General features: G+C 65.9%; 29 protein-coding genes and 1 pseudogene. 13 read left to right on the forward strand and 17 right to left on the reverse strand.

The features are described from left to right. Positions 1-45 precede the first annotated feature (45 nt). Together OUO20_RS01990 and OUO20_RS01995 are read right to left on the reverse strand one after the other, a co-directional pair. Complete coding sequence (locus OUO20_RS01990; protein ID WP_268002734.1) at positions 46-594, reverse strand: DUF2335 domain-containing protein; 549 nt, start codon at positions 592-594, stop codon at positions 46-48. Positions 595-1,404: 810 nt separating this feature from the next. After that, a pseudogene (locus OUO20_RS01995) lies at positions 1,405-1,874 on the reverse strand (PfkB family carbohydrate kinase); the annotation flags it as partial. Between the two features lie 763 nt (positions 1,875-2,637). Between OUO20_RS01995 and OUO20_RS02000 the strand changes: the two are divergent. From OUO20_RS02000 to OUO20_RS02010, 3 genes are all read left to right on the forward strand, one after another. Further along, positions 2,638-3,804: a beta-propeller fold lactonase family protein gene (locus OUO20_RS02000; RefSeq protein WP_268002735.1), complete on the forward strand. Its 1,167-nt coding sequence runs from the start codon at positions 2,638-2,640 to the stop codon at positions 3,802-3,804. A 198-nt stretch (positions 3,805-4,002) separates the two neighbouring features. Continuing rightward, on the forward strand, positions 4,003-5,256 hold the full coding sequence (locus tag OUO20_RS02005) for a S8 family serine peptidase (RefSeq protein WP_268002736.1): 1,254 nt from the start codon (positions 4,003-4,005) through the stop codon (positions 5,254-5,256). Positions 5,257-5,294: 38 nt separating this feature from the next. After that, the gene (locus OUO20_RS02010; RefSeq protein WP_268002737.1) at positions 5,295-6,143 is read left to right on the forward strand and encodes an SAM-dependent methyltransferase; all 849 of its coding nucleotides are present in this window, start codon (positions 5,295-5,297) and stop codon (positions 6,141-6,143) included. 17 nt (positions 6,144-6,160) lie between these two features. On the opposite strand, the gene OUO20_RS02015 is transcribed toward OUO20_RS02010, so the two are convergent. From OUO20_RS02015 to OUO20_RS02035, 5 genes are all read right to left on the reverse strand, one after another. Further along, a complete protein-coding gene (locus tag OUO20_RS02015; RefSeq protein ID WP_268002738.1) occupies positions 6,161-6,736 on the reverse strand; it encodes an HNH endonuclease in 576 nt (191 codons plus the stop codon). 140 nt (positions 6,737-6,876) lie between these two features. After that, positions 6,877-8,040, reverse strand: a complete 1,164-nt coding sequence (locus tag OUO20_RS02020) for an MFS transporter (protein ID WP_268002739.1) — start codon at positions 8,038-8,040, stop codon at positions 6,877-6,879. A gap of 109 nt (positions 8,041-8,149) precedes the next feature. Continuing rightward, a complete protein-coding gene (locus OUO20_RS02025) occupies positions 8,150-9,844 on the reverse strand; it encodes an amidohydrolase (RefSeq protein ID WP_268002740.1) in 1,695 nt (564 codons plus the stop codon). A 116-nt stretch (positions 9,845-9,960) separates the two neighbouring features. Further along, entirely contained in the window at positions 9,961-10,263 is a 303-nt protein-coding gene (locus tag OUO20_RS02030; protein ID WP_268002741.1) for a YciI-like protein, read from the reverse strand. 97 nt (positions 10,264-10,360) lie between these two features. Then, a complete protein-coding gene (locus tag OUO20_RS02035) occupies positions 10,361-10,972 on the reverse strand; it encodes a TetR/AcrR family transcriptional regulator (protein WP_268002742.1) in 612 nt (203 codons plus the stop codon). Positions 10,973-11,049: 77 nt separating this feature from the next. On the opposite strand from OUO20_RS02035, the gene OUO20_RS02040 reads away from it, so the two are divergent. Both OUO20_RS02040 and OUO20_RS02045 read left to right on the forward strand, forming a co-directional pair. Beyond that, a complete protein-coding gene (locus OUO20_RS02040; protein WP_026265952.1) occupies positions 11,050-11,565 on the forward strand; it encodes a cupin domain-containing protein in 516 nt (171 codons plus the stop codon). 10 nt (positions 11,566-11,575) lie between these two features. Beyond that, entirely contained in the window at positions 11,576-12,667 is a 1,092-nt protein-coding gene (locus OUO20_RS02045) for a HoxN/HupN/NixA family nickel/cobalt transporter (RefSeq protein ID WP_268002743.1), read from the forward strand. A 24-nt stretch (positions 12,668-12,691) separates the two neighbouring features. On the opposite strand, the gene OUO20_RS02050 is transcribed toward OUO20_RS02045, so the two are convergent. Continuing rightward, positions 12,692-12,826 (reverse strand): hypothetical protein, encoded by a 135-nt coding sequence (locus OUO20_RS02050; RefSeq protein WP_268002744.1) that lies wholly within the window; start codon positions 12,824-12,826, stop codon positions 12,692-12,694. Between the two features lie 11 nt (positions 12,827-12,837). After that, entirely contained in the window at positions 12,838-13,353 is a 516-nt protein-coding gene (locus tag OUO20_RS02055) for a TetR/AcrR family transcriptional regulator (protein ID WP_268002745.1), read from the reverse strand. A gap of 98 nt (positions 13,354-13,451) precedes the next feature. On the opposite strand from OUO20_RS02055, the gene OUO20_RS02060 reads away from it, so the two are divergent. From OUO20_RS02060 to OUO20_RS02070, 3 genes are read left to right on the forward strand one after another with little or no spacing between them, the layout of a single operon-like run. Then, complete coding sequence (locus OUO20_RS02060; protein WP_268002746.1) at positions 13,452-13,901, forward strand: nuclear transport factor 2 family protein; 450 nt, start codon at positions 13,452-13,454, stop codon at positions 13,899-13,901. Continuing rightward, positions 13,898-14,788, forward strand: coding sequence for an NAD(P)H-binding protein (locus tag OUO20_RS02065; RefSeq protein ID WP_268002747.1), 891 nt, complete (start codon positions 13,898-13,900; stop codon positions 14,786-14,788). The genes OUO20_RS02060 and OUO20_RS02065 overlap by 4 nt, the downstream gene beginning before the upstream one ends. A gap of 20 nt (positions 14,789-14,808) precedes the next feature. After that, positions 14,809-15,288 (forward strand): nucleoside deaminase, encoded by a 480-nt coding sequence (locus OUO20_RS02070; RefSeq protein WP_268002748.1) that lies wholly within the window; start codon positions 14,809-14,811, stop codon positions 15,286-15,288. A gap of 17 nt (positions 15,289-15,305) precedes the next feature. Here OUO20_RS02070 and OUO20_RS02075 read toward each other — a convergent pair whose 3' ends face one another. The 6 genes from OUO20_RS02075 to OUO20_RS02100 all read right to left on the reverse strand — a co-directional run bounded on the left by OUO20_RS02075 (position 15,306) and on the right by OUO20_RS02100 (position 20,109). Next, positions 15,306-15,698, reverse strand: coding sequence for a type II toxin-antitoxin system VapC family toxin (locus OUO20_RS02075; protein WP_326498064.1), 393 nt, complete (start codon positions 15,696-15,698; stop codon positions 15,306-15,308). Next, on the reverse strand, positions 15,695-15,961 hold the full coding sequence (locus tag OUO20_RS02080; protein ID WP_026265951.1) for a type II toxin-antitoxin system Phd/YefM family antitoxin: 267 nt from the start codon (positions 15,959-15,961) through the stop codon (positions 15,695-15,697). The genes OUO20_RS02075 and OUO20_RS02080 overlap by 4 nt, the downstream gene beginning before the upstream one ends. Positions 15,962-16,007: 46 nt before the next feature. Next, on the reverse strand, positions 16,008-16,781 hold the full coding sequence (locus OUO20_RS02085; RefSeq protein WP_268002749.1) for a DeoR/GlpR family DNA-binding transcription regulator: 774 nt from the start codon (positions 16,779-16,781) through the stop codon (positions 16,008-16,010). A gap of 135 nt (positions 16,782-16,916) precedes the next feature. After that, positions 16,917-17,921: a 4-hydroxythreonine-4-phosphate dehydrogenase PdxA gene (pdxA, locus tag OUO20_RS02090; RefSeq protein ID WP_056393322.1), complete on the reverse strand. Its 1,005-nt coding sequence runs from the start codon at positions 17,919-17,921 to the stop codon at positions 16,917-16,919. Next, the gene (locus tag OUO20_RS02095) at positions 17,921-19,123 is read right to left on the reverse strand and encodes a four-carbon acid sugar kinase family protein (protein ID WP_268002750.1); all 1,203 of its coding nucleotides are present in this window, start codon (positions 19,121-19,123) and stop codon (positions 17,921-17,923) included. The genes pdxA and OUO20_RS02095 overlap by 1 nt, the downstream gene beginning before the upstream one ends. After that, on the reverse strand, positions 19,120-20,109 hold the full coding sequence (locus OUO20_RS02100; protein ID WP_018770443.1) for a 2-keto-3-deoxygluconate permease: 990 nt from the start codon (positions 20,107-20,109) through the stop codon (positions 19,120-19,122). Before OUO20_RS02100 ends, OUO20_RS02095 begins: the two co-directional genes overlap by 4 nt. A 208-nt stretch (positions 20,110-20,317) precedes the next feature. On the opposite strand from OUO20_RS02100, the gene OUO20_RS02105 reads away from it, so the two are divergent. From OUO20_RS02105 to OUO20_RS02120, 4 genes are all read left to right on the forward strand, one after another. Then, on the forward strand, positions 20,318-20,524 hold the full coding sequence (locus tag OUO20_RS02105; protein WP_134165583.1) for a DUF4177 domain-containing protein: 207 nt from the start codon (positions 20,318-20,320) through the stop codon (positions 20,522-20,524). A gap of 45 nt (positions 20,525-20,569) precedes the next feature. Then, positions 20,570-20,974 (forward strand): hypothetical protein, encoded by a 405-nt coding sequence (locus OUO20_RS02110; RefSeq protein ID WP_268002751.1) that lies wholly within the window; start codon positions 20,570-20,572, stop codon positions 20,972-20,974. A 161-nt stretch (positions 20,975-21,135) separates the two neighbouring features. Next, positions 21,136-22,131, forward strand: coding sequence for a hypothetical protein (locus OUO20_RS02115; RefSeq protein ID WP_268002752.1), 996 nt, complete (start codon positions 21,136-21,138; stop codon positions 22,129-22,131). 107 nt (positions 22,132-22,238) lie between these two features. Beyond that, on the forward strand, positions 22,239-22,571 hold the full coding sequence (locus OUO20_RS02120; RefSeq protein WP_144600577.1) for a hypothetical protein: 333 nt from the start codon (positions 22,239-22,241) through the stop codon (positions 22,569-22,571). A 30-nt stretch (positions 22,572-22,601) separates the two neighbouring features. Here the strand turns inward: OUO20_RS02120 and OUO20_RS02125 are convergent, their stop codons facing one another. Then, positions 22,602-22,973, reverse strand: coding sequence for a hypothetical protein (locus tag OUO20_RS02125; RefSeq protein ID WP_268002753.1), 372 nt, complete (start codon positions 22,971-22,973; stop codon positions 22,602-22,604). Continuing rightward, positions 22,910-23,242, reverse strand: coding sequence for a TetR/AcrR family transcriptional regulator (locus OUO20_RS02130; protein WP_268002754.1), 333 nt, complete (start codon positions 23,240-23,242; stop codon positions 22,910-22,912). The genes OUO20_RS02125 and OUO20_RS02130 overlap by 64 nt, the downstream gene beginning before the upstream one ends. A gap of 51 nt (positions 23,243-23,293) precedes the next feature. On the opposite strand from OUO20_RS02130, the gene OUO20_RS02135 reads away from it, so the two are divergent. Then, a complete protein-coding gene (locus tag OUO20_RS02135) occupies positions 23,294-23,734 on the forward strand; it encodes a nuclear transport factor 2 family protein (RefSeq protein ID WP_268002755.1) in 441 nt (146 codons plus the stop codon). Positions 23,735-23,751 lie beyond the last annotated feature (17 nt).

The following is a 23,751-nucleotide window of genomic DNA, read 5'->3' on the forward strand; positions in this document are numbered from 1 at the left end:
CAAGAAGAGCTCACGGGCGAACCGGGCGAAGGCCCTAGCTAAGGGTTACTCTTGCTCTTCTTGTTCGACTTGGCTTGGCGGCAGAGGCCTTCGTTGTGCTTCCACGGATTGCCTTCTGCGACCTACCAAGAAAACACTCACAAGCCCGACTAGGTCTACCGTGCCAAGGACGGCACCGGCTACCTCGGCACCGCCACGAATCAGATCGTAGGAAAAATAGCCAAAGACTAGCGCAACCGTCAGAGCGCAGCCTTGCCCAATATAGGCCCGAATGTCGGCGCCTTTGGTTACACGCTGTTCTAAGCTTTGGCGGTGGGCTGCTTGCCGCTCCGCCATTGCGAAAATGCGTTCAGGTGCGCTTGAAAGAACTTCACCGTGCTCACGCATGATGAAGGGAGGTGGAACAGGGCTAGAGAACTGTCCCTGTAAGAGTTCCAACCGTTGTATGACGGTTTCCTTTTTCTCTTCATCGAGCGGAATCCCCTCGAAGACTTTGTCGAGGGGATCATCTTCATCTTGCTGACGCGGGACCACCTTCGCCGCATCAGGATTTAAGTTCTTGGGATGCGGCTCGCTGGGTGACTCGTGGCTCATAGAGCCGTTGTGGCACGGTAGGCGGAAATGAGATCATCCCCTACTGAAGCCCAGTCCTGATATGTAGCCCGTTCGTCAGCTGCCTCAGGCGACGGGCTAGTGTTGTATATGCAAACGCTGTCTCCCATAAAATCAAATACTTGAGCAGCGCCCGAGAGGAAACTCGGCATGCAGAAGAGCAAAGTGGCTCTATTCTTGTCGCTCACACTTACTCGCCATCCCTTAAAACTCATATGCCGGTCCCCAATCTTCGCTGGAAGACGATCGCATGTACATGTAACGCCAACCGTCACTTGTATGTTCCGGATGATAGCACCTTGGGCTTAAGAATGGTCTTGCTGTAGGAGGCTGCGTCTTCGGTGGGCGTCCGCTGCGAAGGCCCAGCAAACGTCTGTTGAAAGGCGGTACGTAGTGTCGGTGCAAGGATTGTTTTCTTCAGCGTTCAAGTAGCTGCAGCTCATATCGATACTCCAAACAGCGAAGTCGATGCCAACTGCAGGGGATCTATGGGTGCAGGGGCCGGGTCTAGTCGTGGTTGGCTTCGCAGATGCCGTCCTCAGCCGGTCACGGCGTCGGCGTCCAAGACGGCGAGCGTCAGGGTCACCGCCGCGGCCACGTTGCCGGCGGCCCCGGCCACCCACACCTGAGCGTGTTCGGCCCCGGTGCTCCGCGTCCTCCAGCACAGTCATATACGGATGATCGGCAGCGAAGTGTCCCGCCCGGAGGTAGGCCTCGCGGGTGGTGCGCCGGACCTCTGGAAAGTCCGCCGGCACCCCCGCCGGAGCGCGACAGTCAGCGGCAGGGTGATATTCACAAGGAGGCCCCTGAAGCAGCAGTCCGCTCCACGTAGTGGCCCAGCTGTGCCAAATCCGGCTGTGACGACGGGTCGCCCACGGCATCGGCCCCACGGCATTGGCCACAGCCAAAGCCCGCGTGTAGTCCAGACCGCTCCGCAGCGCCAGGACCAGAGCGGCGCAGAACGCGTCACCCGCACCCACCGTGTTCGCCACCTCCACCGCAACAGACGGAGCCTCGGCCACCTTCCGGCCGTGCTCGAACATCGACGACCCGTCCTTGCCGTACGTCACGGCCACCAGCTTTGCCTCCGCAAAGCCGGGGATCAGGGCGTACTCGCTCTCATTGACGATCACCAGGTCGCACCGCTGCAGCAGCTCCGCCGGCAGATCCACCGCCGGCGGCGCGTTCAGCACAAAGAAACCCTGCGCCTTCCGTGAAGCCTCCAGCACCACGGGCAGGCCGACCTCCAGCTGGCACAGCACCGTCGGTGGGGATCATGGAGCCGGGGGTGAGGAGGCCGTTGCGGATGGCTTCGGCGATCCGCGAGTACACGGCGACGCGGAGGGGCGCGCCGGGCTGGGCGGCCACCGGCTGGGACAGGAACCGGACGGCGTCCTGGTACACGTTATGTCTCGCTTCTTGTGTGGTGGGTTCGGGGTCTCCAGCCTAGTTGAGCGTCGGACGTGTTTGTTGGACAAAGGCTCATTCACGGGCAGACATCGGGAGATTGACAGCCAGGCCAAGCCCGGCATGGAAGGAAGGCCGACGGCGGGACGCACGTGCCGCCGTCGTGCCGCCTACCCTGCCTGCTGGTCACTGCCCGGGTAACCGGAAATTCATCAAGGGATATTTCCCCCTATCTAGCCGGGCCTCGTCTGCGGAAGATTACCCCCATGAAAAAACTCTTGCTCGCCAGTCTCGCCGCACTTCACAACAGGTAGTACCGGTCCAAAAGACAGGTACGGGCCAACGGTGACCATGGTTTTGCCTGGTTTATAGACTCCGCTCACGCCGTATTTTCGGCCAGCCGTCAGAGGGTGGCTTCCGATGTCCGCACGCTCCACAACAGAATTCGCTCTTCAAGCAGGGGGAAACGTGATGCAGCTACTCAATACAGGGTCCCGGCGCTACCAAGGACCACGTTCGTTCGCTGCACGCCTTCGCGGCCGGCGGGCGGGCATCCTCGGTACAATCCTGGCGGCCCTCGTGATGGTCGGCCCTGTCCCTGCAAACGCTGCAGCCACGGTGACTGCCACGATCCCGGTCGGTTCAAGCCCCAGGGAGGTTGCGTTCACCCCGGACGGGTCGAAAGCCTACGTCACCAACTGGGAAGCCGGCACGGTGTCGGTCATCGATGTCGTCTCGGACACGGTAACTTCCACAAGCCCGGTCGGGGTGTCTCCCATCGATCTGGCGATCGCCCCGGACATGTCGATCGCCTACGTCACCAGCGGGGATTCCGACATGGTGTCGGTCATCGATGTCGCGTCGGGCACGGTGGCTTCCGCGATCCCGGTCGGGGCGGCTCCGTTCGCCGTTGCGTTTGCCCCCGACGGGGCGACGGCCTATGTCACCAGCGGCGGCAGCGGTTCAGGCACGGTGTCGGTCATCGATGTGGCCTCGGGCACGGTGGCTTCCACGATCCCGGTGGGGCCGCTTCCGAATGCCGTTGCGTTCGCCCCGGACGGGTCCAAGGCCTACGTCAGCAACGGGCAGGACTCCAACATGGTGTCGGTCATAGACGTCGCCTCGGGCACGATGACTTCCACGATCCCGGTCGGGTCATCTCCCACGGGCGTGGCGTTCACCCCGGACGGGTCAAAAGCCTACGTCGCCAACAACGAGGGCGACTCAGTGTCCGTCATCGAGGTGGCATCGGGTACGGTGACCTCCACCATCCCGGTCGGGTTTGCCCCGGACAGTGTTGCGATCGCCCCGAACGGGTCAGCGGCCTACGTCACCAACTCCGCGGCCGACACGGTGTCGGTCGTCGACGTCGCGTCCGGTACGGTGACCTCCACCATCCCGGCCGGGACCCATCCGACCGGTGTTGCCGTCTCCCCGGACGGGTCGGCTGCCTACGTCGTCAACACCGTTTCCAACACGGTATCGGTCATCACCGTGGACGCAGCACCGCCGGTGTTCACCGCGGCCACACCGCCCACCAAGGCGAACACGCGGGCCGCCTACAGCTACACGTTCGCCGCCACGGCTGCCCCGGCGCCGACCTTCCATGTGTCCTCCGGTGCACTGCCTGCAGGCCTCAGCCTGGACGGCGCCACAGGAGTCCTGTCCGGAACCCCGACGAAGGCCGGCAAGTTCACATTCAGGGTCACCGCCTCCAACGGGGTCAGCCCCCACGCAGTCACGGACCGCATCACAATCACCGTGACCAAGGCGAAGGCCCGCTGAGCCAACACGCCACGGTCGGTCGAGCACGCCCATAGGGCTGGCGGGCGGACGCCCGTTATGGAAGGAAGGACGACGGCGGGACGCAAGTGCCGCCGTCGTTCCTCCTGCCCTGCCTGCTGGCCACAGCCCGGGTGACCGGGAAAATATCAAGGGGCTTTCCCCCTATCCAGCCGGGCCACGCGCGCGGAAGATAAGCCCATGAAAAAGCCTGTGCTGGCGAGCTTCGCCGCCCTTCTCCTGGTTATTGGCTCCTTTCTGGGCGGTGTGGTCCCCGGCAATGCCGCGGCCGACCCTGCCATCACTGCAGGGCAGATCCTGGTCAAATTCCGCGACAATGCCGCCGCCGCGGGCGCCCTCCGATCGCACGGGCTTACCGACGGGCCCGACGTCGGCAGCACCGGCGCGCACCTGATCACCGTGCCGGCAGGGAAGGAGCTGCAGCTGGTCGAAGCGCTGGGCCGGAACCCCGCGGTGGAATACGCCGAACCGGACTATGTGGTCACTCCGGCTTCGAACGACACCTACTTCCCCAGCCAGTACGCCCTGCAAAACACAGGCCAGTCATTCACGAACACCGCCGGTACCCTGACCGTTCCTGCGGGCAAACCTGACGCCGACGTGGACGCGGTGGAAGCCTGGACCGTCACCACAGGTACCGGGATCCGGGTGGCTGTCCTCGACTCCGGCGTCGCGATGGACAACCCCGACATCAACCCGAAGGTCGTGGCGCGGACCAACTTCACCACGTCCAGGAGCAACGACGACAACTACGGCCACGGAACCCACGTCGCAGGAATCGTTGCCGCCACCGCCAACAACGGCATGGGTGTGGCCGGCGTGTGCCCGGGATGCAGCATCCTGGCCGGGAAAATTCTCAGCGACACGGGGATGGGATCAAGCTCAGGCCTGGCGAACGGCATCAACTGGGCCGTCAAGAACGGCGCGAAGGTCATAAACATGAGCCTCGCGGTCGGCGCGTCAACCACCCTGGAAACTGCGGTCAATAATGCCTGGAACGCGGGTGTGGTGCTGGTTGCCGCGGCCGGCAACGGTGGGAACACCTCCATGAATTACCCGGCCGCGTACGCCAATGTCATTGCCGTGGGCGCAACCGACAACAACGACACGAAGGCGACATTCTCCACCTATGGCACGTGGGTGGACGTGGCAGCGCCGGGGGTCAGCGTCTACTCCACTTTCCCCAACCACAAGTTCACGCTCGCCAGGGAGTACAACCGTTCCCAGGGGTACGACATCGGCAGCGGCACGTCGATGGCCTCACCGGTTGTTGCCGCAGTTGCCGCGCTCGCCCGCAGTGCGAACCCCGGCGGCACCACCTCGGACATCCGCGCCAAGGTCGAATCCACCACCGACGCGGCTGGCGACATCGGGAAGGACTGGGCCCATGGCCGGGTTAACGCCTGCAGAGCGGTCGGGGCGCTAGGTTGTTGACCCTTCCGGCGGCGAGGAGCCCGTTGTAGGGTCGTGGCGTGATCGTCCCCGATATCTCCCAGAACGCTGTGGCGGTGGCCGATCACTATGACGAGCTCGATCCCGTCTATCGCCGGGTGTGGGGGGAGCATGTCCATCACGGCCTCTGGGTGACCGGCCATGAGACACCCGGCGAGGCCGTCGAGGCGCTGGTCGATACAGTTGGCGATCGCCTGGGGCTGATGCCGGGCCAGGCGTGCATCGACATCGGCTGCGGTTACGGCTCCACAGCGAGGCGGCTCGCAGTGACACGAGGTGTCCGGGTCACCGGCTTCACGCTGTCCGCTGAGCAGGCCCGCTACGCCGCCACGCATGGTGTACCGGACGTGGACATCCAGGTCCGCGACTGGCTCGCCAACGGCCTTGACGACGCCTCGGCCGATGCGGCCTGGGCCATCGAGTCGAGCGAGCACATGGTCGATAAACCCAGGTTCTTCGCCGAGGCGCACCGCGTGCTGTCACCCGGCGCCCGCTTCGTCATCTGCGCGTGGCTCGCCGAGACCGGTGCCAGCGGGTGGAAGGTCCGTCACCTGCTGGAGCCGATCTGCCGGGAAGGGCGCCTGCCCTCGATGGGCACGCGCGAGGAGTATGAGGCGATGGCAAGGGCGGCGGCCTTTGCGGTCACCGGCTATGAGGACGTCAGCCGCCGCGTCGCCCGGACCTGGCCGATCTGCGCCGGCCGGCTCGTAAAGGCGTTGATCACCGACCGCGAGACACGCCGCCTCGCCCTGAGCGCACGCAACCGCAACTCGTTCCTGGGCATTCCCCGCCTGATCCTGGCCTACCGCACCGGTGCAATGCGCTACGGCATATTCACGCTCTCAAAGGCGGGGGATAGCGGGCCGTAGCCCGCACGCCAACTGCCTCAGGACAGCGGCTGCCGTTCGCCCACGCTGACGGGGGACGACGGCGGCAGGTACTCACGCCGTCGTCGTTCCATCCGCCGCTGCTGGCCCGGAGACGGGATCCTGGCACGTTTGGCTCGGTTGCACCTGGCGCAGGCCGCCACGAAGTTCTGCAGACTGGTGGAACCGCCCTTGGACCACGGGTAAAAGTGGTCGCCGTGCTCAGCCGGGCGGCCGCAGCGACGCCCAAACCCGGCTTCCAGCTCGCATAGCCCGCCAGCGCGGGCCATCCCTTCGCGGCGCTGCTGGCGGGTGAAGCGCCGCACGGGATCCCGGCGTCGTAGGTCCCGGCTGCTGATGATGGCGGCCGTAATGCCAAGAACGACGGCGGCCACGCCGGGGACAGTGACCGCGGCGACGACGCCGTCGAACAAGCTGCGCAACACCCCGGCGGCGGAGGACGCTCCCGCTCCCGCAGCCGGAGCTGCCTTCGACATGAGCGCTGACATCACCGCGACAGCGAGCCAAACCATCACCGCTGAATACGCCAGGCGAAGCCCCTGCCGGGTCCAATAGATGCGGCTGAGTTCCGGCATAGATCCCCCTGTTTTGTTCGCCGGAAGCCCCCGATCCCGGTCGTCCAGGAAATCGTATAGGCCGGGTGGGGGCGGATGTCCCAGGTTTTACCGAGTTTTTGCTGAACTTCCCGAATCAGGGGCCGCCGCCGCCTCAGGGACTAGCGGCGCTGGGCGATCAGGACCAGAGCGCCGGACGCCAGCACGCCGGCGAGGGCGAAGACGAGCATGCCCGTGAACGAACCACCGGCCGATTGGATCAATGCCCCGCTGACAATCGGACCGATGGAGAAGCCGGTGCCGATCATGAGGTTGGTGGTGTTCATCAGGTGTGCGCCGCTGGAAAGCGAGGACAACGTGGACAGCAGGTACGGCAGGATGAAGGTCCAGGCGAACTTGAAGATCACAGCGGCGACGGCGAATTGGATCAGGGCCGGTGAACCGAAAAGAAGCACGATGCTAAGGGCCATGCCTGCGTAACCTGCCGCCAGGTAAAGCTTCCGGCGCGGCGTCTCACCAAGTGCGGTGGCAACAAGGGCTGACAGGATGCCGCCGACGGTAGCAAGGGAAAGGACAAGGCTGCTGGCGGAAAGGTCGATGCCGGAAGCGGCCGAGATCTGGGCAATGAAAGACCAGACACCGCCGAGCGCGATGTAGAAGAGGAGGACAGCGGCCATTCCCGCGGCCGCTTTGAGCACCGGGACGCGGTTCGCTGCCTGCCCTGGGGCGGGTGCGGCGGCGGTCCGCAGCACCTCGCCGTCGATGCGGTTGACAACCAGGAGGCACAGCACGGCAAGTCCGGCGAGTGTCCAGTAGATCGCTGAAACTGCCGCCCCCGCGAACAGGGAGGGGAAGACGGCAAGAATCAGTGCTCCCATGGCCAGCTGGAAAACGACGAATATTCCAAAGGCGCGGCTGGGGTTGGCGGTTTTGCCACTAAGGGTCAAGATGATCACGGTGATGGAGCCGGCCGCGAGGCTGGTCACCACCCGGGCGATCATCAACAGGCCGAAATCGTCCACAAAGCCGGAAACCACGTTGCCGGCAATGACCACCGCGGTGAAGATATAGCTCGCCGTCCTCAGGTTCAGCCGCCGGAGCCAGAGATAGGCCGGCACGGTGGCCAGGCTGAAGGCGCCGAGCTCCAGGGAGAAGAGTGTCCCCACCTGGACTGGTGTAAGGCCGAACTGCTCGATCAGTTTGCCTGCGATCACCGGGGCAATCAGCAGGACGGTGTACAGGACTGCGCTGAAAACGGCGATATAGGTGTACGTCCCCTTATCTGGGGAGACGGCTGCCCGGGCAGCTTGTGCGGTGGTGGCCATGATGTTTGTCTTTCGGGCAGGACGAAGCGGCGAAGGCCGCCGTCGGCGGGAATTGGGTGTTGGTGAGCCCCTGCCGGGCACACACGGAGCAGGGGTTATGCGGAAGCCGTCAGGCGCGCTGCGCTGCGCGTCCTTCGGCCGGGGCTGCGGGGTCCGTTGTTTCTGCATCGAAGACCTTGCGGCCTGCGAACCAGGTCTGGCGGGTTTTGATGTGCGCGATTTGTTCGGTGTCGATCTCGTACGGATTGGCACTCAGGACGATGAAATCCGCCGACTTTCCCGGGACCAGGGAGCCGGTGACATCGTCCAGGCCCATCGCCTGTGCCGAGTTGGTGGTGTACACCCGGATGGCTTCCGGGAGTGAAATGGCCTGTTCGGGCCAGAGCGTGCCAGGGAATTGCCCTGTTGGGTCCTGCCGGGTTACCAAGCCGTAGATTCCTTCCCACGCATTCGGAGACACGCTGACTGGCCAGTCCGAGCCGCCGGCGATGCGGGCCCCGGCGTCCAGCAGGGAGCGGTTGGGCTGCATTTTCGACGCCCTCTCCGCCGGGAGCACCGTGGCAATGGCCTCGGAGATGACACCGGGGAACCACAACGACGGGGAGATGTCGGCGGTGACATCGAGTTCGGCAAACCGGGGGATGTCCTGTTCCTGGACAAACTGGCCGTGGGCGATGTGGTACTTCGGCATGATGTGTCCGGCTGAGCGGACCTTCGCCACGGTGTCGAGCACCAGCCGGACCGACGCGTCGCCCGTGCAGTGGATCTTGGCGGAAATACCACGCTCCGCCGTGCCCATCAGCCAGCGCTCCAGCTCTGCTGCAGGCATGGTGGTGCCCCCGCAGTGGCACTCCGGGAAGCCGACATCCGGCAAATAGGGTTCGATGAACGCCGCAGTCCCCGCCGGGGGCACCCCGTCAAGGAAGATCTTGATGAAGTCCGGCCGGTGGTGCCGGGACCGTGTCTCTTCGCGATGGGCGATGATGCCCTCGCCGAGCGGCGTGGTGCCGAAAATAAAATCATTGGCTTGCATGGACGTCACCACCCAGGCAGCGAGTTCACCGGTTTCGTCGAGCTCTTTCAGCGCCTGCAACATCTGGAGTGAGGATGCCGCATCCTGGAATCCCGTCACGCCGTAGGAATGGAGGATCTCGATGCCGCGCGCTGCGGCCCGGGAGAGGTCCTGGGTGGACCGCGGCTGCACCCGCGCCAGCGTCTGTTCCGCCAGGACGCCACCGGCCTCGATGAGGACACCGGTGGCACGCCCCGAAGCATCCCGCATTATCTGGCCACCCTCGGGATCCGGAGTGTGCTGGCCGATTCCGGCCAGTTCCAGGCCCCGGGAATTCACCCACCTGTTGTGCTTGCTGTCGTCTTTCAAGATGGCAGGCCGTCCGCCGGTTGCGGCATCAAAACGGAGGAGCGTTTCCACGGAGTTGAGTTCGGCCAGGAGTCCGGAACCCCAGCTTCCACCGACCACCCACTCGTCGTGGCCCAGGCTCCCTGCATACTCTGCGACGGCGGTGAGGAGGTCATCGAGCGACTTGGTGGGCGCCTCGTTGCATTCGAACAAGTCCATCTGCCCTGCCAGCATGTGGTGATTGTGGACGTCAAGCAGCCCGGGCATGACGTAGGCGCCGCCGAGGTTGATGATCTCAGTGCCCGGCCCCGCCGCGGCCTCGGCCAACAATCCGACGGCGTGGACCTTCCCGGCCTTGACCGCAAGTGATGTGACGCGGGGGAGTTCATCGTGCAGGGTGTCAATGACGCCGTTGATCAGAAGAAGGTCAGCTGTGTTGTCCATAATCCCAGTCCCTGAAGGTGCTTTGGACCACAACACTAAGTTGCCGCGCTACTGGTTGCTTGACTCTCCGTGCACGGCATTTGCAAATCCCGGCAGGCCGCCGTCCCAGCCTGGTCTTAGGGCCGGACGGGGGTGGCCGCCTCTTTTCCCAGCACCGTTGTCCAGGGGCGGGCGGTCCAGGACGTCACTACGCCAGCTTTGACGTAGGGATCGGCGGCTGCAAAGGCCTTTGCCGCCTCGAGTGCGTTCTCGCCGGTGAAGATCAGCAACCCGGTGAAGGGTCCGTCACCAACGGCCCCGCCCAACAGAAGCTCGGCCCGTTCCACTGCTTCCCAGCCCGCCTTGAGGTGGGCTGAACGATATTGTCCGCGGGTCTGAAGGTAGTTGTCCTCGTAGGTGTATTCGAGCACGGCGTGCATGTGGTTCCGTCCATTTCGTTGAGTGGTTTCGCTCGTTGTAGAAGTAGCGTACCCACCTGCGTCCCTGCCAAGCAGCGGCTGGAAGGGCAGCGGTGGGTCAGCGCCGCAGGCCGGCCGTCACCGCAGCCAAGTCCGTCATGGCGTGGACGGCGTCCTCATCTGCGAGCACGTTGTCGTGGCAGAGGGAACGCCAGGTCCAGAAGGACACCGCGTGGGCGACGACGGCGCGCAGCCTGGCGCTGCCTGGCTCCGGAAATGCCTCCAGGAGGCGGTCACGGAAGAACGTGTCGCGCTCCCGGAGGCCTGTGCGGTGCTTTTCCGGAAGGGCGGCCCAATCGCCGTAGATGTTCCTGAGCATTGGCTCGCCGTCGCGGTAGAACCGGTACAGGTCTGTGAGTCCGGCATGGAGGCGTTGGAGGGGGTCCGGGTGCTCACACCACGCCGAAGGATCTGGCAGCTGCTGTTGTGAAAGCCAGTGCGAGGAGCAGGCGGAGAACAGCGCTTCCTCGTCGGCGAAATGACGGTAGACCGTCAGCCGGGTGACCTGGGCCTGCTCGGCGATGCCCGCAATGGTGGTCCGGGCAGGGCCGACTGACCCGTGGAGCGCCACCGCCGCGTCCACGATGCGCTGCCGGGTGGTGTCCACCTGCTCGGCACGCTTGTTCATCTGGTACTTGCGCGCTTTGGCTGAACGCTGCTGTTCACTCAAAGTATTGACACCGGTCCTGCGTGGGCTGACAATTCGATATACACAACTGTATATCGAAATGGAAAGGGATGGATGCCATGGGCGCTGAGGAGGCTCCGCGGCTGACAGTCGTGCAGCCTGGGGAGGGACGCCAGGGCAGTCTCGGAAGTATCGGGGTTGTCTTCAAACTGTTCGGTGAACACACCAACGAGCAGATCTCCATCGTGGAACACCCGTTTCCGGTGGGGGCCTTGGTTCCAGTGCATATGCACAGCCGGGAGGACGAATACTCAATCGTCCTGGAAGGCGAGATCGGATTCCGGTCCGGTGAGCGCGAGGCAGTGCTGGGTGCCGGGGGCTACATCACCAAACCGCGCGGCGAACTGCACACCATGTGGAATGCGGGGAAAGTTCCGGCGCGGATGATCGAAGTCATCAGCCCGGCCGGGTTCGAGCATTTCTTCTGGGGACTGGCCGACCAGCTTGAAGCCGGTGGACCGCCGGACCCTGAAGCCATCGGCAAACTGGCCGCAGAATACGGCCTCCAGTTCGGCGAGGCGCCATGGCTGCCGGACATCATCGCCCGGTACGGGCTAAATCCACCGATGGGCTGACGGGAAGGCCATGGGCCTCCAGGTTCCCCTTTACCGAAGGGGACGGCGACGTGGCCCCGCCGCGCAGAAGCCGGGCGCGCCGCTGGCCGGAATGGCCGCCGTCGTACTTCTGCTGCACGTGGTGGGCTGGGGAGTGCTGGTGCTGGGCGTCGTCCCGCAGAACCTCCTCCTGGGCTCGAGCCAGGTCTTCGGACTGGGGATCGGGCTAGGTGCCTACCTGCTGGGCATGCGCCACGCCTTCGACGTGGACCACATCGCCGCGATCGACGGCACCACCCGAAAGCTCATGGGTGAGGGCCTTCGGCCCGTCTCCGTCGGTTTCTGGTTCTCCCTTGGCCACTCCAGCATCGTCCTTGGCCTCTGCCTGCTGCTGGCTGCGGGAGCCCGCAGCCTGGGAAACCAGCTCGGAGATGGCGCCTCGTGGTGGCGGGAGGTCCTGGGACCAGTGGGCGCCACCATCTCAGGATTGTTCCTTTACCTCCTGGCCTTCCTCAACCTTGCCCTGCTGGTCCGCGTCGCCAAGGACTTCCGGCTGCGGGCGGGGCAGCCGGGATTGGGGACGACTGTCGAGGTTCCGGGCCTTCTGGTCCGCCTGCTGCGCCCGGTCCTTCGCAGCATCACCCGGCCCGCCCAGATGTATTGGGTGGGGCTGCTGTTCGGCCTGGGATTCGATACGGCCACCGAGGTGGCGCTGCTGGTTGTGGCCGGGGGAGCGGCGGCGGTGGAACTTCCCTGGTACGCCGTCCTCACCCTGCCCGTCCTCTTCGCGGCGGGCATGAGCCTGTTTGACAGCCTGGATGGGTGGTTCATGGATGCGGCCTACGGTTGGGCGTTCGAGCATCCGCGCCGGAGGCTGCTGTACAACCTGCTGTTGACCGGGCTCTCGGCCACCGTGGCGCTGGGTGTGGGGACCGTGGAACTGCTGTCCGTGGTTACGGCGAATACGGGAGCGGTTTCCGGGGTCTTTGCGGCCATCGGCGGCATCGATCTGACGGGGCTTGGCTACGCGTTGGTTGGCTTGTTTGTTCTCGCCTGGCTGGCCGGGGTCTTCATCTGGAGGTTCCGGGGCGGCTCGCCCACTGCTGCCAGCCTGGAGGAGTGAGCCGCCTTTTGGTTCCCGTTTGCCTCAGCCTTCCGGCAGGAGGTTGGCCGCCAAGGTGCGGGCCATGAATCGTCCGAAATGTTCGGCACTCCAGCCGCGCTTGAGGACCAGGGTTTCGTAGAGCTCGGCCGAGGTGCTCATGAAGAAGACGTCGGCCACCTCCTCCGCCGTCAGGCCCGGCCGCAGGAATCCCCTTCCGAGCACCTGGCGCGCGTTGTGCAGCATCCGTTGGTACCGCCCGTCATCCACGTCGCGCAGGAGCGCGGCCATGTCCTGGTCCCCGCTCGCCGCGGCGTCCCGGATGAGGAGGTAGACGGGGAGCCCAGCGGGCTCACCTCGGAAATGAAGCGGCCGAACTGCTCCATGAGTTCGCGGGGATCGGTGACCGTGGCCTGGGCGCGGTCCGACCGCTCTTCCGCCGGCGGGCCGCCGGCGCCCAGCAGGCTCTGTTCGTAGATGGCACGCACCAGCCCAGGCTTTCCGCCGAACCCCTTGTATACGGACTCCTTGGAGACGCCGGCCGCGTGGGCGATGGCGGCGATGGTGGTCCGGCCGTAGCCGTGGGCCAGGAACAGCGCGCGGGACTGGGCCAGCACCCGTTTCCTGGCTTCCCCGGCAGCCTCCTGCCGGCGCCGGGCGTCGTAGCTGCGGGGGCGGGGTGGCGCACCATTGACCGCGGGTCCCATCGGGCTTAAGCTCCTTGTATCAGTTAGATACATCTGACTGTATCAAATTCAGCGTACCAGCCTCTCCGCCTCCCGCGACGGAACCTAAGGAGCAGATCATGGACGCTTCAGGAATCGGGCGCGTCCCCGAAGGCCCGGTCCGGCGCATGCTGGCCGCGGCCAACCGCCATGACCTCGAGGCCATGGTGTCCCAGTTCGCGGAGGACTACCGGAACACCACCCCCGTCCACCCGGCCCGCAGCTTCACGGGCTCCGCGCAGGTCCGGAAGAACTGGACGGCGCTCTTTGCCGGCCTGCCGGACCTCACCCTGACGGTCCATGACGCGGCCACCGGACCGGACGGCAAGGTCTGGATGGAATGGAGCAACCGCGGCACCCGGCCGGACGGATCCGTGCAGCGCGCCGCAGGGGTGGCCATCTTCACCCTCCGCGACGACAAAATTGCCGCGGCCCAGTTCTACCTCGAACCCGTGGACCAGGACTCCGGCGACGTGAACGAAGCCGTCCGGGAGGCAGTCCATGGTGCGGCCGGAGGTGACCGGTCATGATCCTGGTGGTCGGCGGCACCGGCCGCCTCGGCCGCGCCGTGGTTCCCCTGCTCGTTGCCGCAGGGCAACAGGTCCGCATCATGGCCCGGGGCAAGTCCCAGCCCTTCCCGCAAAAGATGGGCGACGGCGTCGAACTCCTCCGCGGGGACCTCGGCTCTGACGCGGACTGCAGGCAAGCGGTGGCTGGCTGCAGTGAGGTGGTGTTCGCGGCGTCGGGGTTCGGGATCAAGGACTCCAGCCCGCGTGCAGTCGACCGTGACGGCGCCATCCGGCTGGTCCGCGCGGCGGCCGCGGCCGGAGTGCGGCACGTGGTGATGATGTCCATGCCCGGCGCTGCCGCGGACGGGCCCATTGATTTCCTGCGCTGCAAAGCCGCGGCCGAGGGCGCCGTGCGCTCGTCGGGCATGGACTGGACGATCGTCCGGATCGGCGCCCTCCTGGAACAGCGGCTGGAGATCATGACGGCGCCGCTTGAGTCGAAGGGCAAGGTGCCCGTGTTCGGCTCGGGGTCCGCCCCGGTGACCTATACCTCGGTCCGGGACGCGGCCGCCGTCGTGGTCCGTGCCCTCCGCGACCCGGCGCTGCGGAACCGCGTCATCGAATGGGGCTCGCAGACGCTCACCGCAAATGAGGTGGCGGAGGCTCTGCTTGCCCGGGCCGGCCGTGGATCAATCCAGCGGGTTCCGGCCGCCGCCGTCCGGCTGCTGTCCGTGGCGGCCAGGCCGTTTTCACCGTTCCTTGCCCGGGTGGCGGGTGCCGCGGCCTGGGAGGAATCGGGGGCGGCGGCGTTCGAGTTTGGTCCAGCGCGGGCCGAGTTTCCCGACATCCCGGTCACCGGGCTGCAGCAGGTCCTCGAGGCGTCCGGCGCTCCGGGATCTCTGGCCTAGCCGCGTGCAACAATGGCGCCATGACCCATGAGCAGCATGAATCCGCCGCGCCGGAACCGGACCGCGCCGCCCACCCCGCATTCGAAGCCGCCTACCAGGCCGCCCAAAAGAGCCTGGCCGAGGGCGGGATCCCCATCGGGGCGGCGCTCGCCCGGGACGGCGTGCTGGTTGCCAGCGGGCATAACGAGCGGGTCCAGAACGCCGATCCGATCGCGCACGGGGAGATGTCCGCGCTGCGCGCCGCCGGCCGGCAGAGGAGCTACCGGGACACCACGCTCTACACCACGCTGGCACCCTGTGCCATGTGCGCGGGAACCATCATCCAGTTCAAGATCCCCCGAGTGGTGGTGGGGGAGGCACAAACGTTCGACGGCGAACTGGGGCTTTTGCGGTCACGCGGGGTTGAGGTGGTGGTCCTGGACGATCAGCGCTGCGTGGAGATGATGCGCACCTTCCAGTCCGGCCACCCGGAGCTGTGGGCCGAGGACATCGCGGAGTAGGGGTGCGGGGCAGCTGGTTAGCTGCCCGGGGAGATCGTGTGAAGTCCTGCTCGGGTTGCTGCCCCCAGCAGTTCCTTGTCGACGGCGATCAACCGGTCTGCTTCAAGCCTGATCGCAGCCGCGAGGTGGATCGCGTCCGCGCTGCGCAATTTACCTGGCAGTGCGGCCGCGTACAGGAGGTCTGAACGCGTCAGGTCCACGAGGTTGATTCCGGTCAACACCGCGTTGACCAGTTCCGGCGGCAGGCCGCGGCGGTTGGCGGCGCAGTGCAACTCCGTGTGAAGGAGCATCGAAGCAACAAGTCGGTCACCCCGCTGCGCCGCCGTTGCAAGAAACTCCGCAGTGGGACCGGACTCAGGTTCCTCGACCACCAGTTTCAGGGCCGCCGACGTGTCGACGTACAGAATCACCGGTCGCCGCGGAGGTCGGCGATTATGTCGGCCGTGCCCACATCAGACGTCACGCGTTGGAGCAACTGGAAGTCGACCGGGCTTTCCGCGGCCTGCCGCACGCTGCCGGACAGGAGCAGACGCTCGAAGGGTGAGGCTGCAGGCGGGATAAGGGTGGCGGCAACTTCGCCGTTATTCGTGACATCGATGGTTTCGCCGTTTTTCACCCGCTCCAGGATTTTGCTGCTTTGATTCCGTAGCTCGCGGTGGGGGATTGTTGTCATGGCACACCTCCGTAGCAATCGTAGCATTCGCTTCGAAGCCTAGGACTCAACGACTGACCGCAGCCACCTCAACCTGTACCCCTGCGTCCCGGAACTTCTGCACCTGGGCGGGGTCGGCGCCGTCGTCCGTCACCAAAGTCCATGGCAGCGCCAGCCGCACCCAGGCGTGGAAGGGGCGCAGCCCCAGCTTGGAGGAGTCGGCCAAAACATAGACTTCCCGGCCGCGCCGGGCCATGAGCTCCTTGAGCCGGGTCTGGGCATGGTCGGCTTCGCAGATGCCGTCCTCGGCCGTGACGGCGTCGGCGCCCAGGAACACGCGGTCAAAGCTCATCCGCTCCAGCGCCGCCTCCGCCAGCGGACCCACAAAACTCTGCGAAAGGCTGCGCAGCCGGCCGCCCAGGCAGTCCACCTCGATGCCCTCGGACTCGGCCAGTTCCTGCATGGTGTTGATGCCCGGCGTGGTGACCGCGAGCTTCCCGAACCCGCGCAGTTCGTGGGCCAGGGCACCCACGGTGGAGCCGGCGTCGAGCAGGATGTTTTCCCCGGGCCGGATCACGGCCGCCGCCCAGCGGGCGATGGCGTGTTTCTGCTCGAACGCCTCGCCGGTGCGTTGCCGCAGCGACGCCTCGGGGTGGGCGCCCAGTGCCATGGCACCGCCGTAGGTGCGGGCCAGCCGGCCCTGTCCGTTCAGCAGCGCCAGGTCGCGGCGGATGGTGGAGGCTGTCACCTGGAACCGGGCGGAGAGTTCCTCCACGGAGGCCAGGCCGGTGGTCACGGCAAGGTGGTAGATCTCCTCGCGCCGCGCGTTTGCGCTGAGCATTCCCGGTCTCCTCCCGTGGGCATGGCGGTGGCAGTGCTAACCATGCTAGTTCCGGCTCCGGCAAGTTCCGCAGCCAGGAGCCGGCAAAACGGCCGGTCAGCAATATTACGCTGACCGGCCGATTCTTCCGTGCGGCTAGGGGGCCTCGTCGCGCGACGGCGCCAGGTCAACTGCCTGCCGCAGTGCCTCCAGCAGCGACTCATGGTCCGCGATGTTCTTGCCCGCGATGTCGAACGCCGTGCCGTGGTCCACGGACGTGCGCACCACGGGCAGGCCCACCGTGATGTTCACGCCGTTCTCCAGGCCCAAAACCTTGACGGGGCCGTGGCCCTGGTCGTGGTACTGGGCCACCACCAGGTCGAAGTCGCCGCGGCCGGCCAGGAAGAAAAGGGTGTCCGCCGGGAGCGGGCCAAAGGCGTCGATCCCGTCCGCCTGGGCCTTCTCGATGCCCGGCTGGATCTTCTCCGCCTCCTCGCCGTAGCCGAACAGCCCGTTCTCGCCCGCGTGCGGGTTGATGGCGCACACGGCGATCCGCGGGTTCTCGATGCCGGACGCGCGCAGCAGTTCATAGCCCCGCTTGATGGTCCGGTACACCAGGTCGCCGTTGATCTTGGCGATCGCATCGATCAGGCCGATGTGGGTGGTCACGTGGATGACGCGCATCTTGGGCGCCGTCAGCATCATGGACACTTCCTCGGTGCCGGTCAGTTCGGCAAGGAGTTCGGTGTGGCCGGGGAACTTGTGCCCGGCCGCGTGCAGCGCCGCCTTGTTCAGCGGCCCGGTGCAGATGGCGTCCACCTGCCGGTCCATGGCCAGCTGGACTGCCTTCTCGATAAAGAGGTAGGACCCGTGTCCGGCGGCGGCGGAGAGCTCGCCCCAGGCAAGGTCCTCCGGGATGCAGTCGATGTCCAGCACGTCGATGGTGCCTTCCTCGAACAAAGCCTCGGACGGCTCCAGGACCGGGCGCAGGGTCAGCGGGCTGGCGACGATGTCCGCTGCCAGCCGCATCCGGCGGAGGTCGCCGATGACCAGCATCCGCGCCTTTGACCGAAGCTCCGCGTCGGCAAGCGCTTTGACGATGATTTCCGGGCCAATGCCGGCCGCATCGCCCATGGTGATGGCAACAATCGGGCGTCCCATTATTTGATACTCATTTCAGTCGTGGTGGCAGTAAGGAAGTTGGTGGTCCGGGCCAGGGTCCCGGCGTCGCCGAAGGCGCCGGCCTTGGTGACCAGCAGGGGAAGTGACCCGGGAAGCAGGCTCATCACGACGCCGGGCTCAATCTCTCCGAGGACGGTGAAGCTGCCGGCGCCGAGGGCTTTCAGGACCGCCGTGGCCGTCTCCCCGCCGGTGAGGACCAGGGCGTCGCAGTGCCCGATGCCCGACGCGGTGGCACGGGCCAGGGCCGCCGCCACAACAAGTGCCTGCGACTTGTCCACGGCGCCCATGGGGTCCGGGGTCAGCACCACGTTTGTCCGCGCCATCGCCTGGGCAACCAGGCGCGGAACCGCGGTGCCGTCCAGGGTGGCGTGCTCCAGGGTGATGTGTTCAGCCCCGGCCGCGACCAGCTCACCAATCTGCTGCCGGGCAAGGGCGGAGTAGCTGCCGATCACGGTCAGGGTCCGGCTGACGAGCCGAACCTGCGCGTTTTGCGCAGAGGCTCGTTCTTCCCGGTCCGCGATGTGCCCTGCCAGGCCGCCCGAGCCCGCCAGGAGGGCGGGAAAGTCCAGCAGGTCCGCGGCAGCCGCGATGGCCTTGAGGTCATCGTCGGAGACGGCGTCCAGTACGACGGCGTCAATTCCGCGTTCCTGCACGTCCCGCAGGTGCCGCGCGATTTCCTCCGGCGTGCGTCCGGTTGTTCCGGCGACTTCGGCGGTGAGGCCTCCGGCGGCGAGTGCCGCGGCGATGTCCCCGTCAAAGTCCCCTGCGGTGTTGGGAACACCGTTGACGTGCACGATGCCGCCGAGGGTGGTCCGTCCCGTGCCCGGGAACGCGGGGGCAACAACGGCCAGGCCTTTGCCGCGGCCCTGGGTGAGCCGCGCCAGTGTTGCCGCCACTTCCACGCCCACGTTGCCGCGCAGCAGTGAATCAATCTTCTTGAAGACCCGCCGGTGCTGGCCCAGGGCCCGGCCGGCCGCCGTCGTGACGGCCTTGGCTGCGTCCGCGGGAGGCAGGTAGCGGCTCTCGGTATTGATCGAGAGGATCTCGGCGTCGGGCCAAGCGCTGTCGATGTCGAGGATGACGGAACTGCTGTGCGTGGGCCCGTAGGCTGCGGCCGCATCCGCCGCTCCCGTCAGGTCGTCGGCAATGATTGCCCAGCGCATGGCTGCGTTGGTGTTCATACTGCTGGGGACACCTCGAGAGTCTCCACGGTCTGCTTGGCTTTCAGGCGCTTAGCGTACCAAGCGACCATGAGGGGGCAGCCGATGGCGGTGACCACCACGGAGGCGGCAACCAGCACGGTGGCGGGGCCGGCTGCGGGAGCGTAGGCCGGATTGGCTGCCGCCACCAGCATGGGAACGGTGGCTGCGTTGCCGGCCGTGGTGGCTGCCGCCAGGCCGGCAATGCCCGAGCCGCCGGTCAGCTTGTCCGCAAGGAAGAGCACGGCGCCGCCGGCGATGAGGACGAACAGGCCGAGCGCGACTCCCAGCAGTCCCGCGTTGACAACCTGTCCCAGGTTCAGGCCGAAGCCCAGCGCGAGGGCGAAGAACGGGATGAGGACGGGGGCCGCGGAGGACAGGAACTTGCGCATGGCCGGATCCAGGGCGCCCAGGATGGCTCCGAGGAGCAGGGGGATGATGGCACCCACGAGGGCCTGCCAGGGGAAGGCGGACAGCCCGGCGACGCCGAGGGTCACCATGGTCAGGAAGGGGCCGGATTCCAGGGTCATGACGGAGTAGGCCGCCACATCCTTGGGCTTGCCGTACTGGCCCATCAGGGCCATGTACATTCCGCCGTTGGTGTCATTGAGGGCCGCCAGGATGGCCAGGACAGAAAGGCCCGACAGGATCCCGCCGTCAATGGGTAGTTCGCCCAGGAACCTGCCGGCGATGACGCCGATGATGATCGCGAACAGGACCTTGCTGCCGAAGAGGACGCCGCCCTTTTTCAGGATGTACGGGGTGGCCTTGATATCGATGCTGGCGCCCATGCAGACGTAGAAGACCGCAAGGATGGTGGTGCCACCGGTGAAGAGTGCGCCGGTGAAGGAGCCGAAGAACTTGGCGGAATCCGGGGCGAAGGTGCCGAGAAGGGCACCGATCAGCAGGGGAATCAGCATCATGCCGCCGGGAACTTTTTCCATGGTGGCCTTGATTGGGACAGACATGAATCAACCTCATTGTTGTTGGGGGAGAGGGGCCGAGCAGTCAGCTCGAAGCATGATGTAGATCATATGCCGCATTGCGCGTTTAGCGCAAGCTACCTTGCGTGAACCGCGCAGCACGTTGGAGGCCGGCATCGCGGCGTTCCGATGTCTCACGCTTCCCGCGAGTAGCATTGCTGCCACTTGACCAGCGTCGGAAGGAAGCAGCGCCATGCAGTACGTCGTCATGCAGGTGATCCTCAAGGAGAAACTGTGGGGAACCGGTTCGGGCAACCTGACCTCGCTGGAAAAAGCCATCAACGACCAGGCCGCAAAGGGCTACCGGCTCCACACCATCACCACGTCCAGCAGCGGGAGCAAGGGACTTGGCGGCGGTGACCGCATCCAGGCAACGATGGTCTTCGAGAGCCTGGCGTAAGCCCACACCTCCAATCGAGCCGCGACCCCTGAATAGCCCGCCGCGATGAGTCAGGCTGCTGTCCGGGAGGCCCGCCGACGATGGACCGGAACCATTGGGTGGCTTTTGCTCGTCCTCGCCTCGATGGTCCTGATCGGCTATGGGATTGTGCGCGCCGATTTCTATTTCTGGCTGCCCACTCCGGCGGAGATGGAGGAGTCCTGGGTCGGTAACCGCTTCACCTACGGCGGATGCGTGATGTCGATCGCGGCCGCCATCTGGTCGCACCGTCGTGGCAACCCCGCCTGGGTGACTGTCTGCGTGGGGCTGCCGGGTGTGCTCGTGGGCTGGGCGGCACTGGCGGAGCCCTGCAACCTGATGCGCTTCCTGGCCGCCGTCGTTGCGTTCCCACTGGCCCTGGGCGGCGTTGCTGAGGTTATCTGGGCGCGGGCCCGCCGACAACGGGGATAGCTGGGAAAGGCCTTCGGCATTCTTGGGCACCGCCCCCGCAGGATTCACAGCACTCCACCCTTGACAGCCGGTCCAACGCGTAAGGAGGATCAAGGTGCCGGTGCGCGTGGCTGCCTAATGCACGCCGACCTGCGGTTTCGCTGCTCGAAAGGGGATACGGGATGCGGCAAGCACTCCCTCGCCACAAACCCTTCCGGCATGTAGCCGCAGTTTCCGCAGTCCTGCTGGCGCTCTCTGCCACGGCCTGCACGCCGAAGCCGCCGGAGCCCGCGCCTCCCGGGCCCGATGTCCATATCGCCGCGGTGGGCGACATGAACCCCGCCGACAACGTTGACCCTGACAGCCCGTCCGGGCGGAACGGCGCGGCGATAACCAAGCTTGTGGAGAACAATGAGATTGACGCGTTCCTGGGGCTGGGGGACTTCCAGTACGAGACCGGATACTGCGACAACTACGTGAAGACCTGGACACCGCTGTGGGGCGGCACCAAACCCAAGCTGTATTGGGTGTCCGCGCCCAATCACGACTGGGAACCCGGCCGCAACGAAGACCTGGCGAAGTTCATGAACGGCCAATGCCCGGGATCTCCCGAGAAGGCGGCGATCAACCAGGAGCGCGGGTTCATCCCGAACGGCGAGCCGTACTCGAAGGACTTCGGCAACTGGCACTTCGCCTTCCTGTCGTCCGCGCTGTGGCGGTACGACAAAGCGGAAGCTTCGGCTGCAACCTCGTGGCTGGACAAGGACCTCGCCGCCGCCCAAAAGGCGGGGAAGTACCTGGCTGTCGTGTACCACGAGCCCTACTTCACCTCGGATACGGAGGAGCACGGGCGGGCCGGGGACCAGAAGCCGTGGATCGACCTGATGTGGAAGTACAGGGTCCGGCTGACTTTGTCGGGGTCGCAGCACAACTACGAACGGTCCTGCCCGGTGAACAACGCGGACAAGTGCGTCAATGACGGGATGACGGCATTCCAGGTGTCCACCGGAGGCATCGATACGCGCCCGTTCATCAGCAAGCCAAAATACATCGCCAAGCGCTTCAGTGACACCCGCGGCTTCCTCCGGCTGACTCTGCACGGCGACGGGTCCTTCGACTGGAACTTCGTCCCCACCACCGGCTCCAGCAAGGACTCGGGAGCCCGCTCCGCACCCTAGGGCTGCACCCATGGAGATAGAACCCCGGTGACCTTCGCCTCTACATCCACCGACGCCTGGCAATGAGACTGGATGGCAGGAAGTGCGGAGCAGGGAGGTGGCTCGCCGTGCCGCAGTGGGATCTGGGAATTGCCGGCCTGTTATTGCTGGCGGCCATGTCGCTCGCCTTCGGCCTGGTGGCCCACCTGATTGTCGGCAGGCACGTGACCCGCTGGCTCTGGCTCTACGCGGCCCTGGCCTATTTCGTTGCCGGAATCCTGGTCAGCGAAGCCTGGTTCGGCTGGGCTACCGAGGAGGAGCTGCAGCCGAACATTGACGGGCTGTCCTTCGACGAAGTGCAGCTGGTGACTCTCGCCGGCCTCATCGCGGCGCTCACTGCGAGGTTCATGCTCCGGAGGAAAGGCCGCGCCGGAGGATCCGCAGGGAAACCGGCCGGCTGAAGCCCTGACCGCCGGCTGAAGCCCTGACCGCTACTTTGCCCGGACGAGCGCACCAATCCACGTCGCGGCGAGCCAGGTTGAGAACCTCTCGTCGCTCCAGCCGCGCTGCCCCACCAGCTGGGCCCACAGGGTGCCGTCCATGGTGGCAAACAGCACGTCCCTGCATTCCTCCTCGCTGACGCCCAGCTGGCCGGTCGCAGCCGCGGCGTGAGCGTAGCGGGTGGCCACGTCCAGGCGCCGGTCCGCCCACTCGGCGAGCATGGCGGCGGCGTCGGGCTCGCTCGCAGCAGCTCCGGTAAGCGCGTCCAGGAGCGGAAAGATGCGGCGGTTGCTCGCCGTCACGAAGACGGCGTGGCGGCGGATCCTCTCCGACAGGTCCGGCTCGGCCAGGATGGACTGCATCTCCTCCCTGTCATAGAGCGCCACGTCCGCTTCATCCCCCGGAAATCGACATACCAAACGTGCCTGAGCAGCGACGCCTTGGTGCCGAACGTGGCGTATACGGTCTCGACGGAGACGCCGGCGCGCGCGGCCACCTGCTTGATGGTGGTCTGGCCGTATCCCTGGGCAATGAAGAGTTCGTTCGCCGCCGCGATGATGGTCCGCCGGGTTTCTGCAGCCTGCTCCCGGCGGCGACGGGAATCGTACTGCCTCTTGATCTTCCGTTCCATTGGATGCATTATAACTGTATTCAAAACAGTATGACTGTAATGGAGTTGGTCATGTCCACCGAAACGGATGCATTCCTGGCCGAAATGATTCCCCGGCAGCGGGCCGCGGACGCCGCCATCCACAACGGTGACGTCGCCCCGCGCATCGCGCTTTGGTCGCAGGACGATCCTGTGACGCTCTTCGGGGCGCGGCTCAGCGGCACCGGCTGGGCCGAGGTGGAGCCGATGTTCCACAGCGTGGCCTCGTGGTTCACGCACGCAGACTCCTTCGACCTGGAGATCATCGCTGCCGGAGCAAGCGGCGACCTCGCCTACACCGTGGGCTACGAGCACACCTCCGCCACCGTCGACGGAACACCGCTCCAGTACACCTTGCGGGTAACGCACGTCTACCGCCGGGAGGACGGGAACTGGCGGATCGTGCACCGGCATGCGGACTTCCCGCCGGGGGAGGCCAGCGTTCCTTTGCCTGGCGCCCGGACCGGCACCTAAAGGCGGGCGGGCCATGC

It is taken from the genome of Arthrobacter sp. FX8, assembly GCF_026723805.1.
Classification (GTDB): domain Bacteria; phylum Actinomycetota; class Actinomycetes; order Actinomycetales; family Micrococcaceae; genus Arthrobacter.

Bases quoted from the DNA above. Each gene is read 5' to 3' on its own strand.
- OUO20_RS02025 (WP_268002740.1), bottom strand. From the start codon at position 9,844: ATGGACAACACAGCTGACCTTCTTCTGATCAACGGCGTCATTGACACC.
- OUO20_RS02085 (WP_268002749.1), bottom strand. From the start codon at position 16,781: ATGCTCAGCGCAAACGCGCGGCGCGAGGAGATCTACCACCTTGCCGTG.
- OUO20_RS02060 (WP_268002746.1), top strand. From the start codon at position 13,452: ATGGACGCTTCAGGAATCGGGCGCGTCCCCGAAGGCCCGGTCCGGCGC.
- OUO20_RS02065 (WP_268002747.1), top strand. From the start codon at position 13,898: ATGATCCTGGTGGTCGGCGGCACCGGCCGCCTCGGCCGCGCCGTGGTT.
- OUO20_RS02070 (WP_268002748.1), top strand. From the start codon at position 14,809: ATGACCCATGAGCAGCATGAATCCGCCGCGCCGGAACCGGACCGCGCC.
- OUO20_RS02055 (WP_268002745.1), bottom strand. From the start codon at position 13,353: ATGGGACCCGCGGTCAATGGTGCGCCACCCCGCCCCCGCAGCTACGAC.
- OUO20_RS02030 (WP_268002741.1), bottom strand. From the start codon at position 10,263: ATGCACGCCGTGCTCGAATACACCTACGAGGACAACTACCTTCAGACC.
- OUO20_RS02130 (WP_268002754.1), bottom strand. From the start codon at position 23,242: ATGGAACGGAAGATCAAGAGGCAGTACGATTCCCGTCGCCGCCGGGAG.
- OUO20_RS02080 (WP_026265951.1), bottom strand. From the start codon at position 15,961: ATGACAACAATCCCCCACCGCGAGCTACGGAATCAAAGCAGCAAAATC.
- OUO20_RS02095 (WP_268002750.1), bottom strand. From the start codon at position 19,123: ATGAACACCAACGCAGCCATGCGCTGGGCAATCATTGCCGACGACCTG.
- OUO20_RS02125 (WP_268002753.1), bottom strand. From the start codon at position 22,973: ATGCAGTCCATCCTGGCCGAGCCGGACCTGTCGGAGAGGATCCGCCGC.
- OUO20_RS02105 (WP_134165583.1), top strand. From the start codon at position 20,318: ATGCAGTACGTCGTCATGCAGGTGATCCTCAAGGAGAAACTGTGGGGA.
- OUO20_RS02005 (WP_268002736.1), top strand. From the start codon at position 4,003: ATGAAAAAGCCTGTGCTGGCGAGCTTCGCCGCCCTTCTCCTGGTTATT.
- OUO20_RS02045 (WP_268002743.1), top strand. From the start codon at position 11,576: ATGGGCCTCCAGGTTCCCCTTTACCGAAGGGGACGGCGACGTGGCCCC.
- OUO20_RS02110 (WP_268002751.1), top strand. From the start codon at position 20,570: ATGAGTCAGGCTGCTGTCCGGGAGGCCCGCCGACGATGGACCGGAACC.
- OUO20_RS02020 (WP_268002739.1), bottom strand. From the start codon at position 8,040: ATGGCCACCACCGCACAAGCTGCCCGGGCAGCCGTCTCCCCAGATAAG.
- OUO20_RS02040 (WP_026265952.1), top strand. From the start codon at position 11,050: ATGGGCGCTGAGGAGGCTCCGCGGCTGACAGTCGTGCAGCCTGGGGAG.
- OUO20_RS02135 (WP_268002755.1), top strand. From the start codon at position 23,294: ATGTCCACCGAAACGGATGCATTCCTGGCCGAAATGATTCCCCGGCAG.
- OUO20_RS02115 (WP_268002752.1), top strand. From the start codon at position 21,136: ATGCGGCAAGCACTCCCTCGCCACAAACCCTTCCGGCATGTAGCCGCA.
- OUO20_RS02015 (WP_268002738.1), bottom strand. From the start codon at position 6,736: ATGCCGGAACTCAGCCGCATCTATTGGACCCGGCAGGGGCTTCGCCTG.
- OUO20_RS01990 (WP_268002734.1), bottom strand. From the start codon at position 594: ATGAGCCACGAGTCACCCAGCGAGCCGCATCCCAAGAACTTAAATCCT.
- OUO20_RS02100 (WP_018770443.1), bottom strand. From the start codon at position 20,109: ATGTCTGTCCCAATCAAGGCCACCATGGAAAAAGTTCCCGGCGGCATG.
- pdxA (WP_056393322.1), bottom strand. From the start codon at position 17,921: ATGGGACGCCCGATTGTTGCCATCACCATGGGCGATGCGGCCGGCATT.